Genomic DNA, 15630 nt, shown 5'->3' on the forward strand with positions numbered 1-15630 from the left:
GGGACCCCCAGTCCTGCCCGGTCCCGCCTCGGGGTTGGGAGCCGCCTGAGACAATGGCGCGCATGAGCGACACCGCCCCGAACCGCCCGCCCCAGGTCACCATGGCCGGGTGGGTGACGATCCTCGGCTCGGCGGCGGTCGTCCTCACCGTCTTCGACCTGGTCGCCAACCTGCGCTCGATCGACACCCGTGAGCGGGTGCAGAAGGCGCTCTCCGAGCCGCCGCTGGACGGCACCGGGATCGGCCTGCAGACGGTGCTGTCGATCATGCACGTCACCGCGATGGTGGCCGCCGGGTGCGCGACCGCGGCGATCGTGCTCGGCTGGCACGTGCTGCGCCGCAACAAGGCGGCCCGGACCGCCCTCACCGTGCTCGCCGTCCCCCTCTTCCTCGCCGGGCTCGTGACCGGTGGCTTCATGTCGTCGATGGTCGCGGTCGCGGTGATCATGCTGTGGACCCGGACCGCCCGCGACTGGTTCGACGGACGCCCGGCCGCACAGGCCGGCGGACCGTTCGGCGGCCCACCCGGCGGCGATGGGCGGGCCGACCGCGAGGCCGACCCGGACACGGCTCCTCACCCGTTCCGCACCCCGCCGCCGCCTGCCTCCGAGCCGCCCCCGTTCTCCGGGTTCGGCACCCCGGGCGGCGAGTCCGGGAGCGCGCAGGCGCCCGAGGCGCCCACCCAGCCGCCGGGCCAGCCGCCGGGCCAGCAGCCGGGCCAGCAGCCGGGCCAGCCGCCGATGGGGCCGTCGCAGCCGTGGGGCCAGCAGCCGTGGGGCCAGCAGCCGATGGGGCCGTCGCAGCCGTGGGGCCAGCAGCCGTGGGGCCAGCCGCCGGGTGCCCCGGACCAGCCGCCGTGGCAGCAGCCACCGGTGCCGTCGCAGGCCTGGCCCGCGCAGCACCCGTGGCCGGGCACCGCCGCGCCGTACGCCCCGGCCCGGCCCCGCGAGGTGCTCACCGCGGCCGTGCTGACCTGGCTGTGCACCGGCGTGGTCGCGTTCGCGATGCTCCTGGTGGTCGGTGGCTTCCTGCTCGACCCGTCGATCGTGGACGAGATGTACTCCTCCGACGACCGCTTCGCGGACTCCGGCCTGACCGTCGACCAGCTACGGACCTGGTCGCTCGCGCTCGCGGCGGTCTTCGGCGCCTGGTCGCTGGCGGCTGCCGGGCTCGCCCTGATCGCGTTCCTCGGTCACGGCTGGGCCCGGGTGCTGCTGATCGCGTCGGCGGTGGTCACCGCGCTGCTCACACTGCTGATGGTGGTGGCCGCGCCGGTCGTGCTGCTGCTGACCCTCCCGACGGTGGCTACAGTCGTGCTCCTCACCCGGCCGCCGGTCAACGCGTGGTTCGCGCACCGGGCCTCCCAGCGCTCCGGCCGGGGGGCCTGAGCGCTCCGGGAGACGCCCCGCCCCCGCCGATCCACGGAGAGAGCCCGATGAGCGAGCAGCCCCCGACCCCCGAGCGGAAGCCCGAGCCGCCGGTCTTCTCGTGGGCGCCCCAGGAGGACGGCACGGTGGCGCCGTACGACCCGACGGCGTACCCCGAGGAGGAGCTGCGCCGCCCCGGCACCGTGACCGCCGCGTGCGTGATCACCTGGGTCTTCTCGGTGATCGCGCTGCTCGCCGCGGCGTGGATGTTCATCGCCGTCTACGCCGACCGCGACGGGTTCGAGCGCAGCATCTCCGAGGGCCAGGACCTCGAGAACGTCGGGCTGACCGCCGACGAGGTGGTCACCATGGTCACCTCGGTGTCGATCGCGATCGCGCTGCTGTCGGCGCTGGCGATCGTGGTCGCCGCGCTTGCCTTTCGCCGTACCCGCTGGGCCCGGGTGGTGCTGCTCCTGCTGTCGGTCGTGACCTCGTTCGCGTCGCTGCTGCTCAGCGTCGCCGTGGTCCCGTTCTTCTGGCTGCTGGCCGCCATCGCGGTGATGATCCTGTTGATGCTGGGCCGCTCGAAGCGCTGGTTCAAGGCCTGACCCCGCGCGAACTCTCCAGCCGGCCGTCCGTCGTACGGCCGCAATTGCAGCCTTGTGGCAGATTTCCGCGGCGGGGATGTGTCGTACGGCCGCAATTGCAGGGTTGCTGCATCACGCCGGCGGCAGGGACATGTCATGCGGCCGCAATTGCAGCCCCATGACAGTCCGCGCGACGCGGGTCAGGCGCGGAGGTCCGCCGCCTGGAGCCGCCGCAGGCCCTCCTCGATGACGTCGGGCTCCTTGCAGAACGCCCACCTGACCAGGTGCCGGCCCTCGTCGAGGTCGTCGTAGAACGCCTGGGCGGGGATCGCGACCACGCCGGCGCGCTCGGGGAGGGCCAGGCAGAACGCCATGCCGTCCTCCCACCCGAGCCGGCGTACGTCGGTCGTGGCGAAGTAGGTGCCCTCGGGAACCCGGACGTCGACGTCGAGCTCGGCCAGGCCGGCGCAGAGCAGGTCGCGGCGCTTCTGGAGCGAGGCGGTGAGCTCGTCGTAGAAGCCGGCCTCGTGCTCGAGCGCGTGGGCGACCGCGGCCTGGAACGGCGTGCCGCTGCTGAACGACAGCCACTGCTTGGCGCCGAGCAGCGCGCCGACCAGGCCGGCCGGGCCGGTCGCCCAGCCGATCTTCCAGCCGGTGAACGAGAACATCTTCCCGGCGCTGGACAGCGTGAGCGTGCGCTCGGCCATGCCGGGCAGCGTGGCCAGCGGGACGTGCTCGTGGTCGTCGAAGACCAGGTGCTCGTAGACCTCGTCGGTGACCACCACGAGGTCCCGCGCGACCGCGAGGTCCGCGATCGCCTGGAGCTCGGCGCGGCCGAGAACGGTCCCGGTCGGGTTGTGCGGGGTGTTCACCAGCAGCAGCCGGGTCCGGTCGGTGACCGCGGCCCGGAGCTCGTCGGGGTCGAGGCGGAAGCCCGGCGCCCGCAGCGTCACCGGCCGTCGTACGCCGCCCGCGAAGGCGATCATCGCGACGTACGAGTCGTAGTAGGGCTCGAGCACGACGACCTCGTCGCCCGGGTCGACCAGGCCGAGCAGTGCGGCCGCGATCCCTTCGGTGGCGCCGGTGGTGACCACCACCTCGCGGTCCGGGTCGAGGTCGAGCCCGTAGTGCCGGCGCTGGTGCGCGGCGATGGCGGCGCGCAGGTCCGGCGTGCCGATGCCGGGGGCGTACTGGTTCTGCCCGGCCCGCAGCGCACCCACCGCCGCCTCGACCACGCCCGGCGGGCCGTCGACGTCCGGAAACCCCTGGCCCAGGTTGACCGAGCCGGTCCGGACCGCGAGCGCGGACATCGTCGAGAAGATCGTGGTCGGGATGCCGTCGAGCCGGCGTGCCTGCCGATTCCCCTGCCGATTCTGTGGACCTGCCATGCCAGCGAGGGTAGTCGGGGACAATCGGCCCGTGGCCAGCACGCAGACCGGCGCCCACGCCGCCACCCCGCCGTCCCGCCACGTTCGGCGCCTCCGACGGCGCTGGACGTGGTGGCTGGGCGTGCTGCTGATCGTCGGCGGCCTCGGCCTGCTCGGGTACGTCGCGTGGCAGTTCTGGGGCACCAACTGGGTCTCCCACCGGACCCACGAGCGGATCGTGTCGCAGGTCGCGAAGGAGTGGCAGGACGGCTCGACCGGGACGACCGGGACGACCGGGTCGACCGGGACCGCGGGCGCCGCCGTCGAGGTTGCGGAGGGGAACGTGACCGCACTGGTCCGGATCCCGCGCTTCGGCGACGACTACGTGGTGCCGGTGCTCGAGGGGACCGACGACGACGTGCTGGCCGCGGGGTACGGCCACTTCGAGGACGCAGCCGGTCCCGGTCAGCTCGGCAACTACGCGATCGCGGCGCACCGGGTCACCCACGGCGAGCCGCTGCGGCACATGCCCGAGCTCCGGCCCGGCGACGAGATCGTCGTCGAGACCCGGGACGCGACGTACACCTACGAGCTGACCACCGGCGGCGACGACCTCGTCGTGCCGTTCACCGCAGGCTGGGTGGTCGACCCGCTGCCCGACAACCCCGAGCCCGGCGGCGTCGAGCCGGACCAGCAGCAGGGCCAGCGGCTGATCACGCTCACCACCTGCTCCGAGCTGTTCCACACCGACAACCGCCTGGTCGCCTTCGGTGTCCTCAAGGACCGCACCCCCCGTTGAGTCGCGCTTCCCTGACCGTTGAGTTGCGCTTCGCTCGGGCGTTGGGTTGCGCCTCGCTGCGGGCCGCCCGAGCGGGGCGCAACTGAAGCATGAGCGGGGCGCAACTGAAGCACCAGCGAGGCGCAACTCAACGAGGCAGGAGATCAGTCGTCGTGGTCCTCGATGACCTCGGCGATCTCGGCGTTGATCTGCTTCCGGTGCCGCCACCACTCGAAGACCATCGGCAGCACGGAGACGAACACGATCAGCAGCACCGCGGCCTCGATGTTGTGCTGGAGGAGCTCGATGCCGCCCAGGAAGTAGCCGAGCAGGGTGAGCCCGGTGGCCCAGAGGATCGCGCCGACGAACGACCAGAAGAAGAAGTGCCGGCGGTCCATCCGGCCGACGCCGGCGACCAGCGTGATGAAGGTCCGCACGATCGGCACGAACCGCCCGATCACCAACGCCTTCGCGCCGTGCTTGTCGAAGAACTCGTGGGTCTTGGTGAAGTGCTCCGGCTTGATGAACCGGCCCCGGTGCTCGTAGATCCGGGGCCCGATGAACCGGCCGATCTCGTAACCGGTCACGTTGCCGAGGAAGGCCGCCGCCGACAGCAGCACGCACGCGACGACGATGTTCATGTCGATGCCGGCCTCGCCGGCCTCGGCTCGGTGGATGAAGAGCCCGATGCTGAACAGCAGCGAGTCACCCGGGAGGATCGGGAAGAGCAGGCCGCACTCGACGAAGATGATCACCATCGAGACCCAGAACATGGCCTCGCCGAACCGCTCGAGGAGCCACTCGGGGTCCATCCACTTGATGCCCAGGAGCAGCGGTTCCAGCAGGTCGGGGATCACGGCCTGCAGACTACCCAGCGGCCCCAGCGACCACCGATTCCGCGACGGCCCAGCGCCGGTGGGCGCACGGGCCAGCCCGATCGGGCGGTTGCGGCGTCCCGCCGGCGCCCCGGACGCTCGAGGAGGGGGTCGGAGGGGGGAGGTCGGCCATGCGGATCCATCGGTACGGCGTAACCACGGCGCTGGCCGTGGCGGTGCTCGGGCTGCCCGCCTGCTCGGGGGACGGCGACCAGGACGAGGGCGGCCGGGACCCGTCCACCGGGCCCGCCTCGTCATCTGCCACCTCTGCCGTCACCGAGTCGCTCGCTCCCGCTCCGGACTTCCCCGAGCCGGTCGACGCGGCCGCTGCGGGCGGCCACCGGCAGCCCGGGGGCAACGGCGACTGGGTGATGGCGGCCGGCAGCGACATGTGGGTCGCCGACCTGGGCCCGGGTCTGGTGGCGTTCGACGCGGGGACCGGCCGGCGGGTGGCCGCGCTCCAGGTCGGCCCCGTCCACCTGGGGATGGAGTCGGTCGGGAACCGCTTGTGGCTCTGCACCGCCGACGGCCAGCTGGTCTCGGTGGACGCCCGGCTACGCACCGTCCGGACGCGGACCGACCTCCGCGTCCACCCGCTGGAGGAGTCCTCGGTCACCGCTGGTGGAGGCGAGGTGTTCGTCCCCACGGATGCCGGAGGCTGGAGCGCGGTCGTGGCCGACGCGCGCACCGGTGCGGTACTGCGTCGCATCCCGATCCCGGAAGGCACGGGTGGCCTTCGCTTCGGCTTCGGCTCCCTCTGGGCCGCGCTCGGCCCCGACCAGGTGGTCCGCCTCGACCCGGCGACCGGCGACGTGCAGCAGCAGTACGACGTGGGCCTGTCCCCGGTGTTCGTCTCGGTCGGGACCGACCGGGTCTGGGTCATGAACCAGGCGAGCGGGAGCGTCTCGGCGATCGACCCGCGCTCCGGGGAGGTGGCCGAGGTCGTGGTGGACACCGGCGTCATCGAGGGTGGGGACATCGTGGCGAGCCGCCATGCGGTCTGGGTCCGGGTCACCGACGTCCTGGCCGCCCGCGTCGACCCGGACACGATGGCCGTGACCGACCGGATCGGGCCGCCCTCCGGCAGTGGCGGGGTCGGCGTGAACGGGTCGGACCTCTGGATGAGCGCCCACGACGTGCACCTCCTCTGGCGCTTCCCCGGCGGCGCCTGAGCGCACCCCGCCGGTAGGGTCACGGCCGTGGAAGCCACCCTCGCGCCGTACGTCGTGACCTGTGCCGAGCTGACGGTCGCGCTCGCGGCACGTCCCGAGGTGGCGGCCGTCTGGGAGGCGGAGAGCGCCTGCGCCGGCATGAGCGTGGGCGGCCTCACCCAGCACCTGCTCTCGCAGGTACGGCTGCTCGACGAGCTGCTCGGGGCGGACCCCTCGGGCGACGGGCCGATCACGCTGGAGCAGCACTACGAGCGTGCTGCATGGGCCCACACGGACCTGGACAGCGAGACCAACGTCGGCATCCGCGAGGTGTCGGACGAGCGGGCAGGGGTGGGCCAGGCCGCGCTGCTGGAAGCCGCCCGCGACCAGCTCGCCCGGCTTCCGGAGCGGCTGGCCGCGACCCGCGAGCCCGACACGGTCCACCTGCCCTGGCAGGGCTGGTCGCTGCGCACGGGCGACTTCGTGGTGACCCGGTGCATGGAGATGCTCGTGCACGGCGACGACCTGGCCGCGAGCGTCGGCGTCCCGACCCCGGAGTACCCGCTGCCGGTGGTCCGACCGGTCCTCACGCTGCTGACCGACGTGGCGGTACGCCGCCACGGCCAGACCGCGGTCGTGCGCGCGTTCAGCCGGCCCCAGCGGGCGCCCGCGCATGTCTCGGCCTTCTGAGGACCCGCCCCCGGAGGGCCCGGTGGCGGAGGGCGACGACCGCCGCGCGCCGTACGACCCGATGCCGCACGGTCCCGCCGAGGTCGGCGTCGGCCCGTGGGAGGGGCCGTGGCCCGAGGGCGAGCAGTACGACGCGCGGTTGCTGCGCGAGGGCGACCGGCGCAACGTCGTCGACCGCTACCGGTACTGGTCGATGGAGGCCATCGTCGCGGACCTCGACACCCGGCGGCACGACTTCCACGTGGCGATCGAGAACTGGCAGCACGACTTCAACATCGGCACCATCGTCCGCTCGGCGAACGCGTTCCTCGCGGCCGAGGTGCACATCGTCGGGCGTCGCCGCTGGAACCGCCGCGGCGCGATGGTGACCGACCGCTACCAGCACGTGCGGCACCACGAGATGCCCGACGACCTCGCGACGTACCTCCACGAGCGCGGGGTCCGGCTGCTCGGCATCGACAACCTCCCGGGCTCGGCGCACCTGGAGACGATGGAGATGCCGCGCCGGGTCTGTTTCCTGTTCGGCCAGGAGGGGCCGGGGCTGTCGGAGGCGGCCCGCGCGGTGTGCGACGGCACGTTCTCGATCGCCCAGTTCGGGTCGACCCGCTCGATCAACGCCAGCGCGGCCGCCGCGATCACCATGCACACCTGGGTCACGACGTACGCCGACCTGTCCGGCGACGACGCCTGGCGAGGCTGACGCCGGACCCGTCGACCCTCAGGCGTAGCCGGTCGGCCGGTCGTCCCCGCTGCGGGCGATCACGAACCAGATCGCCCGGCACGGCTCGTCGTGCGGGTTGCTCAGCCGGTGCGGGGTGGTCGAGTCGAAGTGGATCGAGTCGCCCGGCCCGACCTCGTAGGTCTCGAAACCGATCTGCACCTCGAGCCGGCCGCTGAGCACGTGGCCGTACTCCCGGCCGCCGTGCCGCATCAGCTCCTCCGGCGCGCAGGACGCCGAGCCGGGGGCGTACTCCACGTGCAGGAAGTCGACGTACGGGTCGTGGTCGTGGGTCAGCCGCTCCCAGACGACACCGGTCATCTGCAGCCGCTTCCGGTCGGTCGCGGTCTGGAGCGGGACGTCGACCGGCGGCCAGGTGCGGCCGGGCTGCTCGCCGACGGAGGGCGGCACCCGGTCGGCGGACGGTCGGTCCGGGATCCCGGCCGGCGCGACCGGCGCCCCGTTGGAGCCGGCCGCGCCGATCAGGTCGTCCAGCGAGGTCCCGAGCACGCCGACCAGGGCGTAGAGCGTGCCGACGGACGGGTTGGCCTTCCCGGTCTCGACCTGGCTGACGAAGCTGGGGGAGACGCCGACCCGGCGGGCCACCTCGCGCAGGGAGAGGCCGCGCTCCTCGCGGGCGGACCGGATCGCGGCCCCGAGCTGGATCTCGTCGGCCATGCCACCTCGCTCTCGTCGGTGCTCGCCTGCCGGGCGTCGTGTTCGGTGGGACTGTACATGCGGGCAGACCGCTCGGTGAGCCGTGCTCCCCGCGTTCATGGATGCTTGACAGTCGGTGTGAAGCGAAACTTTACTCAAGGATGGCCATCCGCACCTTCGGGCCGAACGCCGTCGACTGGGAGCAGCGGGTCGACCTCGACCGCCTGCGCGACGCCCGGCTGGCCCGGCTCCGCGCGACGCTGGAGGCGTCCTCGCTCGGCGCCCTGCTCACCTTCGACTTCTCGAACATCCGCTACCTGACCGCCACCCACATCGGCACCTGGGCGATGGACAAGCTGATCCGGTTCGCGGTCCTCCCGCGGGGCGGCGACCCGGTCCTGTGGGACTTCGGCTCGGCCGCGAAGCACCACCAGCTGTTCAACCCGTGGCTCGACGGCACCGAGCGTGCCCGCGCCGGCATCTCGACGCTCCGCGGCGCCTTCCACCCCGGGGCGGGGATCGCCGAGGAGGTCGCCCGGAAGGTCGCGACCGTGCTCCGCGAGCACGGCCTGGCCGGCGAGCCGATCGGCGTCGACCTCGTCGAGATGCCGATCCTCGCCGCGCTCCGGGCCGAGGGCCTCGACGTGGTCGACGGGCAACAGGTGTTCCTCGAGGCCCGCCGGATCAAGACCGAGGACGAGATCAGCCTGCTCACCCAGGCTTGCTCGATGGTGGACGCGGCGTACGACGAGCTCTACGGCTTCCTGCGCCCCGGCGTCCGCGAGAACGAGTGCGTCGGGTTGGTCAGCAAGGTGCTCTACGACCTCGGCAGCGAGTACGTCGAGGGGGTCAACGCCATCTCCGGTGAACGCTGCTCGCCGCACCCCCACGTCTACAGCGACCGCGTGGTCCGGCCCGGCGACCCGGCGTTCTTCGACATCCTGCACAGCCACCTCGGCTACCGCACCTGCTACTACCGCTGCTTCGCGGTCGGGTCGGCGTCGCCCGCGATGCGCGACGCCTACACCCGGTGCCGGGAGTACATGGACCTCGCCATCGCGCGGGTCCGCCCCGGCGCCACCACCGCCGACATCGTGGAGCTCTGGCCGACCGCGCAGGAGTTCGGGTTCCCCGACGAGGAGGCTGCGTTCGCGCTGCAGTACGGCCACGGCGTGGGCCTGTCGATCTGGGAGAAGCCGATCTTCAGCCGGCTGGTCTCGCTCGACCACCCGGAGACGCTGGAGGAGGGCATGGTCTTCGCGCTGGAGACCTACTGGCCGGGCGGCGACGGCTGGTCGGCCGCGCGGATCGAGGAGGAGGTCGTGGTCACGGCCGACGGGTGCGAGGTGATCACGAAGTTCCCGGCCGAGGACCTGCTGGTGGCCGGGCAGCGGTACTGGACGGTCGACGGCTCCCTGCCCACCGTGCGCGAGTCGCAGTCGCACCTGAACACGTCGGCGGGACGGGGTGAGCGGTGACCCAGGAGGCGGGCAGCGCGACCCGGGTGGCCACCGCCACCCTGCTCGACTGGCTCGAGCAGATGGCGGTGATCCGGGGAACCGAGAAGGCCGCCCACGACCTCTTCATGCGCGGTCTGGTCAAGGGCACCACCCACCTCGCTGCCGGGCACGAGGCGATCGCGGTCGGTGCGAGCGCCGCGCTGCGCCCCGACGACTACGTGTTCGCCACCTACCGAGGCCACCACCACGCGATCGCCCGCGGCGCCAGCCCCGAGGGCTGCCTGGCCGAGCTCATGCAGAGGTCCACCGGCGTCTGCAGGGCCAAGGGAGGCTCCATGCACCTGACCCGTGCCGACCACGGGATGCTCGGCTCCTACGCGATCGTCGGTGCCCACCTGCCGATGGCGAACGGAGCCGCCTGGTCGGCCAGGCTGCGCGGCACGTCCCAGGTCGCGGTCGCCTTCTTCGGTGACGGCGCCACCAACATCGGCGCCTTCCACGAGGCGCTCAACCTGGCCGCGGTGTGGAAGCTCGCGGTGGTGTTCGTCTGCGAGAACAACCGCTACATGGAGTACACCCCGATCGCGTCGGTCACCTCCGTGCCGAACCCGGCCGCGGACCGGGCGGCCGCGAACGGGATGCCCGGCGTCCTGGTCGACGGCAACGACGTCGTCGCCGTGCACGAGGCCATGGCCACCGCGGTCGACCGGGCCCGCGCCGGCGACGGCCCGACGGTGCTCGAGGCACTGACCTACCGCCACTTCGGGCACTCCCGCACCGACCCCGCGACGTACCGGCCCGCCGCGGAGGTCGAGGAGTGGCTGGCCCGCGACCCGCTGATCCTGGCCCGGCGGCGGCTCGCCGAGTGGGGCGTTCCGCAGGCCGACGTCGACGCGGTCGAGGCGCGGGCCGCGGACACCGTGGCCGCCGCCTCCCGGGCCGCCCAGGACGCGCCGCCCGCGGACCCCGAGGACGCGTTCACCGACGTCTGGGCGGACGGAGGCTGGGCATGGCGGACCTGACAACCTACCGCGACGCGGTCTCCGACGGCCTGGCCCGCGAGCTGCGCCGCGACCCGAGCGTGGTGCTCCTCGGCGAGGACATCGGCGCCGCCGGCGGTGTCTTCAAGACCACCGTCGGGCTGTTCGAGGAGTTCGGCGCCGACCGCGTGTGGGACACCCCGATCTCCGAGCAGGCGATCATGGGCGCCGCGATGGGCGCCGCCATGACCGGGATGCGCCCGGTCGCCGAGATCATGTTCAGCGACTTCCTGGCCTGCTGCTGGGACTACCTCGCCAACGAGATCCCCAAGGCCCGCTACATGACCGGCGGGCAGGTCAGTGTCCCGATGGTCGTGCGCACGGCGAACGGCGGCGGGCTCGGCTTCGGCGCGCAGCACTCGCAGTCGGTGGAGAACTGGGCGTTCACCGTGCCCGGGCTCAAGATCGTGGCGCCGTCGACGCCCGCGGACGTGGTCGGGCTGATGGCGTCGGCGATCCGCAGCGACGACCCGGTCGTGTTCTTCGAGCACAAGGGGCTGTTCGCGTCCAAGGGCGAGGCGGCGCCGCCGGAGCACGTCGTACCCCTGGGCGAGGCGCGGGTCGCCCGGCCCGGGGACGACGTGACCGTGGTGGCGCTGGCCGCGACCGTGCCGCTCGCCCTCGCCGCCGCCGAGCAGCTCGTCGAGGACGGCATCTCGGTCGAGGTGATCGACCTGCGCTGCCTGGTGCCGCTCGACATGGCCACCGTGCTCGGCTCGCTCGAGCGCACCAGCCGGCTGGTGGTCGTGGAGGAGAACCCGTACCAGGGCGGGTGGGGCGCCACCGTCGCCTCGATCGTGGCGGACGAGGGCTTCGAGCTCCTCGACGCACCGGTACGACGGGTGGCCGGCGAGAACGTGCCGCTCCCGTTCGCCGACGCGCTCGAGGAGCGGGTCATCCCCACCACCGGAAAGCTCGTCGAGGCGGTCCGCCGGCTCGCGTCGTACTAGTCAGCACGGGCCGGCTCGCCGGTCCCGAAGAGAGGCACAGCGAAAGGGGTCAGCACCATGGGCAAGATCCTCCTCAAGGGCGGCACCGTCCTGTCCGTCGACCCGGACATCGGCGACCGCGCCACCGGGGACGTCCTGATCGAGGACGACAAGATCGCCGGGGTCGAGGCGAACATCGAGGCCGACGCGGAGGTCGTCGACTGCACGGGCAGGATCGTGATCCCGGGCTTCGTCGACAGCCACCGGCACACGTGGGAGGCCGCGATCCGCAACTGCGCGCCGAACGCCACCCTCGACGACTACTTCGTCGAGGTGCTCGACACCTTCGCGCCGCTCTACCGGGCCGAGGACGTCTACGCCAGCAACCTCGCGGGCAGCCTGGAGTGCCTCAACGCCGGCATCACCACGCTGGTCGACTGGTCGCACATCAACAACACCCCCGAGCACCCCGACGCCGCGATCAAGGCCCTCCAGGAGACCGGGATCCGCGCGCAGTACGCCTACGGCAGCGCCAACACCTCGCTCGAGAAGTACTGGTTCTTCAGCGCCGAGGAGATCCCCGGCGACGACGTACGCCGGATCCGGTCGACGTACGTGCCCGGTGACGACGGCCTGATCACGATGGGCCTGGCCACCCGCGGTCCCGGCTTCACCCAGGACCAGGTCGTCACCGCCGAGTGGGGGCTGGCCCGCGAGGTCGGCATCCCGATCACCGTCCACGTCGGCATGGGCCGGATGGCCGGGCGGTTCGGCATGGTGGAGCAGCTCGACCGGCTCGGGCTGCTCGGCTCGGACACGACGTTCGTGCACTGCTGCTACTTCAGCGACCACGAGTGGCAGCGGGTCGCCGACACCGGCGGCACCATCTCGATCGCGCCCCAGGTGGAGACCCAGATGGGGCACGGCTGGCCGCCGGTCAACAAGGCCCGGAAGTTCGGGCTCCGCCCGAGCCTGTCGATCGACGTGGTGACCACCGTGCCCGGCGACATGTTCACCCAGATCCGCGCCGCGTTCGGTGCCGAGCGGGCCCGGGTCAACGCGACCTGCTGGGACCTCGACATCCCGATCCCCGAGGACATGCTCACCGCCACCGACATGCTCGCGATGGCCACCCTCGACGGCGCGTACGTCGCCGGGGTCGAGGACCGCACCGGCTCGCTCACCCCGGGCAAGCAGGCCGACGTCGTGGTCATCGACGCGACCGCGGTCAACGTGGGACCCGTCCACGACCCCGTCGCCGCGGTCGTCCTGTCGGCGGACGTGTCGAACGTCGAGCACGTCCTCGTCGCCGGCCAGTTCCGCAAGCGGGACTTCCGGCTCCTCGGCGACGTGGCCCGCGCGATGTCGCTGGTGCAGGACTCGCGCGACCACCTCGTCGGCGCGGCAGCGGACGCGGCCAAGGCCAAGGCGAATGCATGAGCGAATGCATGAGCGACCATGACTGACCACCTCGTGGCCCGGCGTACGGCGCTCGACTGGGCGCCGCCGCCCGGCCCGCTGGCCGGCTCGCCCGGGCTCGAGGGCTGGTCGGTCGTCGACGCGGCCACCGCCGCGGTGCACACCGGCTTCGGGCTGAGCCGGCTGGCGCCGGGCGGTGCCGTGCCGGCGCACGTGCACTCCTACGAGGAGAGCCTGTACGTGCTCGACGGCCAGGTTGTGGTGCAGACTCCGGGGGAGGCGGCGCGGCTGGGACCAGGTGACTACGGGTTGATCCCCGTCGGCGTCCCGCACTCGTTGCGCAACGACCGGGAGGCCGAGGCCCGCTTCGCCCGGCTCTCCGCGCCGCTGCCCCGCCCCGAGCACGACCTCGACACCCAGCTGGTCCCCGAGGTGGCGCAGACCGTCCCCGTGCCGGCCGACGTGCGCGACCCCCGCACCCGGCGGTACGGCCACATCGACGCCGCCACCATGGATCCGGCGCAGCAGACCCAGGACCGGCTGGCCGTGTCGGCCAGCATGCGCACCGCGCTCCTCGTCTACAGCGGGATCTCGGTGAAGATGATGGTGGACTCCGACCTCGGGGCGGTGCTGTCGACGATGTTCATGGTGCAGTACGAGCCGGACGGGCTCGCGGGCGCGCACGACCACCCGTTCGAGGAGACCTACCTGATCCTCGAGGGGGCCGTCGAGGCGTCGTTCGACGGGGCGACGTACGTGCTCGAACCGGGTGACGTGGCCTGGGCCGGGTGCGGCTGCGTGCACGGCTTCCGCAACGTCGGCGACGGGCCGGTGCGCTGGCTGGAGACGCAGGCGCCGCAGCCACCCGGGCGCTACTCGTACCGTTTCGCCCGGGACTGGGACTACCTGAGGCAGCAGCTGGGAGGAGATGCCTGATGCGGACCGTGGTGATCGGCGGCACCGCCGGGATCGGGCTCGAGGTGGCCCGGCACCGGGCGGCCCGCGGCGACGAGGTGGTGCTCACCGGACGTGACCCGGCGCGCGCGGCGGAAGTGGCGGCCTCCGTCGAGGGCGAGGTGACCGGGCTGGCGCTGGACCTCGACGACCCGCACGGCCTGGCCGACGCGCTCGCGGGCACCTGGACGGTCGACCGGCTCGTGGTCGCGGCCATCGAGCGCGACCAGAACACCGTCGCCGACTACGACGTCGACCGGGCGACCCGGCTGGTGGTGCTCAAGCTGGTTGGCTACACCGAGGTGATCCACGCGCTGCTGCCGCGGATGGGCCCGGACGCGTCCGTGGTGATGTTCGGTGGCCGTGCCAAGGACCGGCCCTACCCCGGCTCGGTCACGGTGTCGACGGTCAACGGCGGCGTGGTCGGCCTGGTCAACGCGCTGGCCCTGGAGATCGCGCCGATCCGGGTCAACGCGCTGCACCCCGGCATCGTCGGCGACAGCCCGTTCTGGTCCGGCAAGCCGGAGGGCGTGCTCGAGGCGTACGTCTCCCGCACCCCGACCGGTCGGCTGGCGACCATGCAGGACATCGTCGACGGCGTGGACTTCCTGCTGGAGAACCGTGCGGTGAACGCGACCAACCTCTACCTCGACGGCGGGTGGCTGGTCACGTGAGCGGGCCGCTGCGCGTGGCCGTGGTCGGTACCGGGCGGATGGGTGGCGCGATGGCGGTGAGGGTGGCGGCCGCCGGCCACACGCTCACCGTCTTCAACCGGACCCGCGCCGCCGCCGAGGCCGTGGCGACCCGGTGCCCCGTGGACGTGACCGTCGCCGGCACCGCCCGCGAGGCGGCCGCCGCTGCCGACGTGGTCGTGGTGTCGCTGGCCGACGACGCCGCTGCCCGGGCGACGTACGGCGGCTCCGACGGGCTGGTCGCCGGCCTCGCCGCCGGGGCCGTGGTCGCCGACACCAGCACCGTCGCGCCCGAGACAACCCGCGCCCTCGAGGCCGACGTGCGGTCGGCCGGCGGGCTGCTTGCCGACACCCCGGTCTCCGGGAGCGTGAGCAGCGTCGAGGGCGGCACCGTCCTGGTCATGGCCGGCGGCTCCGCCGAGGCGGTCGAGCGGGCCGCGCCCGCGCTGGAGTCGTTCGCGCAGCGGATCATCCACCTCGGGCCGCTCGGGTCCGGCGCGACCATGAAGCTGGCGGTGAACGCCATGGTCTTCGGCCTGAACCAGACCCTCGCCGAGGCGCTGGTGCTGGCCGAGAAGTCCGGCGTCGCGCGGGAACTGGCTTACGAGGTGATCGCCAACAGTGCCGTCGCCGCGCCGTTCGTGCACTACAAGCGTGCCGCCTTCGAGCACCCCGAGTCCGCCCCGGTCGCCTTCGCCCTGGACCTCGTCGCCAAGGACCTCGACCTCGCCACCGCCCTCGCCACGCAGGTGGGCGCACCGGTCCCCCAGGTGGAGCTGAACCGCCGGATCGTGGGCGACGCCATCGCCGCCGGCCGCGGCGCCGAGGACCTCAGCGCCCTGGCCGAGCACCTGCGCGGCTGACCTTCTCCCCTGTGACCACCCACCATGGGGCCGGCCGTGCACCTGGGCCAGACAGATCTTGAATGATTCAAGAAGATGCGGAA

16 protein-coding genes are annotated in these 15630 nt (G+C 72.8%); 13 read left to right on the forward strand and 3 right to left on the reverse strand.

All coding sequences use genetic code 11. From position 1 onward, the window contains the following. Positions 1 to 62 precede the first annotated feature (62 nt). Together EKO23_RS08320 and EKO23_RS08325 are read left to right on the forward strand one after the other, a co-directional pair. On the forward strand, positions 63 to 1388 hold the full coding sequence (locus EKO23_RS08320) for a hypothetical protein (protein ID WP_134716119.1): 1326 nt from the start codon (positions 63 to 65) through the stop codon (positions 1386 to 1388). Between the two features lie 47 nt (positions 1389 to 1435). Beyond that, positions 1436 to 1975, forward strand: a complete 540-nt coding sequence (locus tag EKO23_RS08325) for a hypothetical protein (protein ID WP_134716121.1) — start codon at positions 1436 to 1438, stop codon at positions 1973 to 1975. A 179-nt stretch (positions 1976 to 2154) separates the two neighbouring features. Here EKO23_RS08325 and EKO23_RS08330 read toward each other — a convergent pair whose 3' ends face one another. Beyond that, positions 2155 to 3342 carry a pyridoxal phosphate-dependent aminotransferase gene (locus tag EKO23_RS08330; protein ID WP_134716123.1) on the reverse strand — a complete coding sequence of 396 codons (1188 nt, stop codon included), beginning with the start codon at positions 3340 to 3342 and terminating at the stop codon, positions 2155 to 2157. Positions 3343 to 3373: 31 nt separating this feature from the next. Here EKO23_RS08330 and EKO23_RS08335 point away from each other — a divergent pair, with 31 nt between their 5' ends. Beyond that, positions 3374 to 4120: a class E sortase gene (locus tag EKO23_RS08335; RefSeq protein WP_246050968.1), complete on the forward strand. Its 747-nt coding sequence runs from the start codon at positions 3374 to 3376 to the stop codon at positions 4118 to 4120. Between the two features lie 143 nt (positions 4121 to 4263). Here the strand turns inward: EKO23_RS08335 and EKO23_RS08340 are convergent, their stop codons facing one another. Next, complete coding sequence (locus tag EKO23_RS08340; protein ID WP_246050969.1) at positions 4264 to 4956, reverse strand: DedA family protein; 693 nt, start codon at positions 4954 to 4956, stop codon at positions 4264 to 4266. Between the two features lie 149 nt (positions 4957 to 5105). Here EKO23_RS08340 and EKO23_RS08345 point away from each other — a divergent pair, with 149 nt between their 5' ends. From EKO23_RS08345 to EKO23_RS08355, 3 genes are all read left to right on the forward strand, one after another. Further along, on the forward strand, positions 5106 to 6146 hold the full coding sequence (locus tag EKO23_RS08345) for an NHL repeat-containing protein (protein WP_134716127.1): 1041 nt from the start codon (positions 5106 to 5108) through the stop codon (positions 6144 to 6146). A 27-nt stretch (positions 6147 to 6173) separates the two neighbouring features. Further along, entirely contained in the window at positions 6174 to 6815 is a 642-nt protein-coding gene (locus EKO23_RS08350) for a maleylpyruvate isomerase N-terminal domain-containing protein (RefSeq protein ID WP_134716129.1), read from the forward strand. A gap of 61 nt (positions 6816 to 6876) precedes the next feature. Further along, positions 6877 to 7515 (forward strand): TrmH family RNA methyltransferase, encoded by a 639-nt coding sequence (locus tag EKO23_RS08355; RefSeq protein ID WP_175582677.1) that lies wholly within the window; start codon positions 6877 to 6879, stop codon positions 7513 to 7515. 18 nt (positions 7516 to 7533) lie between these two features. On the opposite strand, the gene EKO23_RS08360 is transcribed toward EKO23_RS08355, so the two are convergent. Further along, the gene (locus EKO23_RS08360; protein ID WP_134716133.1) at positions 7534 to 8211 is read right to left on the reverse strand and encodes a helix-turn-helix domain-containing protein; all 678 of its coding nucleotides are present in this window, start codon (positions 8209 to 8211) and stop codon (positions 7534 to 7536) included. Between the two features lie 140 nt (positions 8212 to 8351). Between EKO23_RS08360 and EKO23_RS08365 the strand changes: the two genes are divergently transcribed. Genes EKO23_RS08365 through EKO23_RS08395 form a run of 7 tightly spaced genes read left to right on the forward strand, consistent with a single transcriptional unit; the run spans position 8352 to position 15547 of the window. Further along, positions 8352 to 9668, forward strand: coding sequence for a M24 family metallopeptidase (locus tag EKO23_RS08365; RefSeq protein WP_134716135.1), 1317 nt, complete (start codon positions 8352 to 8354; stop codon positions 9666 to 9668). After that, positions 9665 to 10672 carry a thiamine pyrophosphate-dependent dehydrogenase E1 component subunit alpha gene (locus tag EKO23_RS08370; RefSeq protein ID WP_217702536.1) on the forward strand — a complete coding sequence of 336 codons (1008 nt, stop codon included), beginning with the start codon at positions 9665 to 9667 and terminating at the stop codon, positions 10670 to 10672. Before EKO23_RS08365 ends, EKO23_RS08370 begins: the two co-directional genes overlap by 4 nt. Then, on the forward strand, positions 10660 to 11640 hold the full coding sequence (locus EKO23_RS08375; RefSeq protein ID WP_134716137.1) for an alpha-ketoacid dehydrogenase subunit beta: 981 nt from the start codon (positions 10660 to 10662) through the stop codon (positions 11638 to 11640). Before EKO23_RS08370 ends, EKO23_RS08375 begins: the two co-directional genes overlap by 13 nt. A 57-nt stretch (positions 11641 to 11697) precedes the next feature. Next, positions 11698 to 13059, forward strand: a complete 1362-nt coding sequence (locus EKO23_RS08380; protein WP_134716139.1) for an amidohydrolase family protein — start codon at positions 11698 to 11700, stop codon at positions 13057 to 13059. Between the two features lie 18 nt (positions 13060 to 13077). Further along, positions 13078 to 13974 carry a cupin domain-containing protein gene (locus tag EKO23_RS08385; RefSeq protein ID WP_134716141.1) on the forward strand — a complete coding sequence of 299 codons (897 nt, stop codon included), beginning with the start codon at positions 13078 to 13080 and terminating at the stop codon, positions 13972 to 13974. Next, complete coding sequence (locus EKO23_RS08390; RefSeq protein ID WP_134716143.1) at positions 13974 to 14666, forward strand: SDR family oxidoreductase; 693 nt, start codon at positions 13974 to 13976, stop codon at positions 14664 to 14666. Before EKO23_RS08385 ends, EKO23_RS08390 begins: the two co-directional genes overlap by 1 nt. After that, complete coding sequence (locus tag EKO23_RS08395) at positions 14663 to 15547, forward strand: NAD(P)-dependent oxidoreductase (RefSeq protein ID WP_246050970.1); 885 nt, start codon at positions 14663 to 14665, stop codon at positions 15545 to 15547. Before EKO23_RS08390 ends, EKO23_RS08395 begins: the two co-directional genes overlap by 4 nt. Positions 15548 to 15630 lie beyond the last annotated feature (83 nt).

Source organism: Nocardioides guangzhouensis, assembly GCF_004519545.1.
In the GTDB taxonomy this organism is placed as follows: Bacteria; Actinomycetota; Actinomycetes; order Propionibacteriales; family Nocardioidaceae; genus Nocardioides; species Nocardioides guangzhouensis.

Coding starts and splice junctions, on each gene's coding strand:
- EKO23_RS08320 (WP_134716119.1), top strand. CDS start 63: ATGAGCGACACCGCCCCGAACCGCCCGCCCCAGGTCACCATGGCCGGG.
- EKO23_RS08325 (WP_134716121.1), top strand. CDS start 1,436: ATGAGCGAGCAGCCCCCGACCCCCGAGCGGAAGCCCGAGCCGCCGGTC.
- EKO23_RS08330 (WP_134716123.1), bottom strand. CDS start 3,342: ATGGCAGGTCCACAGAATCGGCAGGGGAATCGGCAGGCACGCCGGCTC.
- EKO23_RS08345 (WP_134716127.1), top strand. CDS start 5,106: ATGCGGATCCATCGGTACGGCGTAACCACGGCGCTGGCCGTGGCGGTG.
- EKO23_RS08355 (WP_175582677.1), top strand. CDS start 6,877: ATGCCGCACGGTCCCGCCGAGGTCGGCGTCGGCCCGTGGGAGGGGCCG.
- EKO23_RS08360 (WP_134716133.1), bottom strand. CDS start 8,211: ATGGCCGACGAGATCCAGCTCGGGGCCGCGATCCGGTCCGCCCGCGAG.
- EKO23_RS08365 (WP_134716135.1), top strand. CDS start 8,352: ATGGCCATCCGCACCTTCGGGCCGAACGCCGTCGACTGGGAGCAGCGG.
- EKO23_RS08375 (WP_134716137.1), top strand. CDS start 10,660: ATGGCGGACCTGACAACCTACCGCGACGCGGTCTCCGACGGCCTGGCC.
- EKO23_RS08380 (WP_134716139.1), top strand. CDS start 11,698: ATGGGCAAGATCCTCCTCAAGGGCGGCACCGTCCTGTCCGTCGACCCG.
- EKO23_RS08385 (WP_134716141.1), top strand. CDS start 13,078: ATGACTGACCACCTCGTGGCCCGGCGTACGGCGCTCGACTGGGCGCCG.
- EKO23_RS08390 (WP_134716143.1), top strand. CDS start 13,974: ATGCGGACCGTGGTGATCGGCGGCACCGCCGGGATCGGGCTCGAGGTG.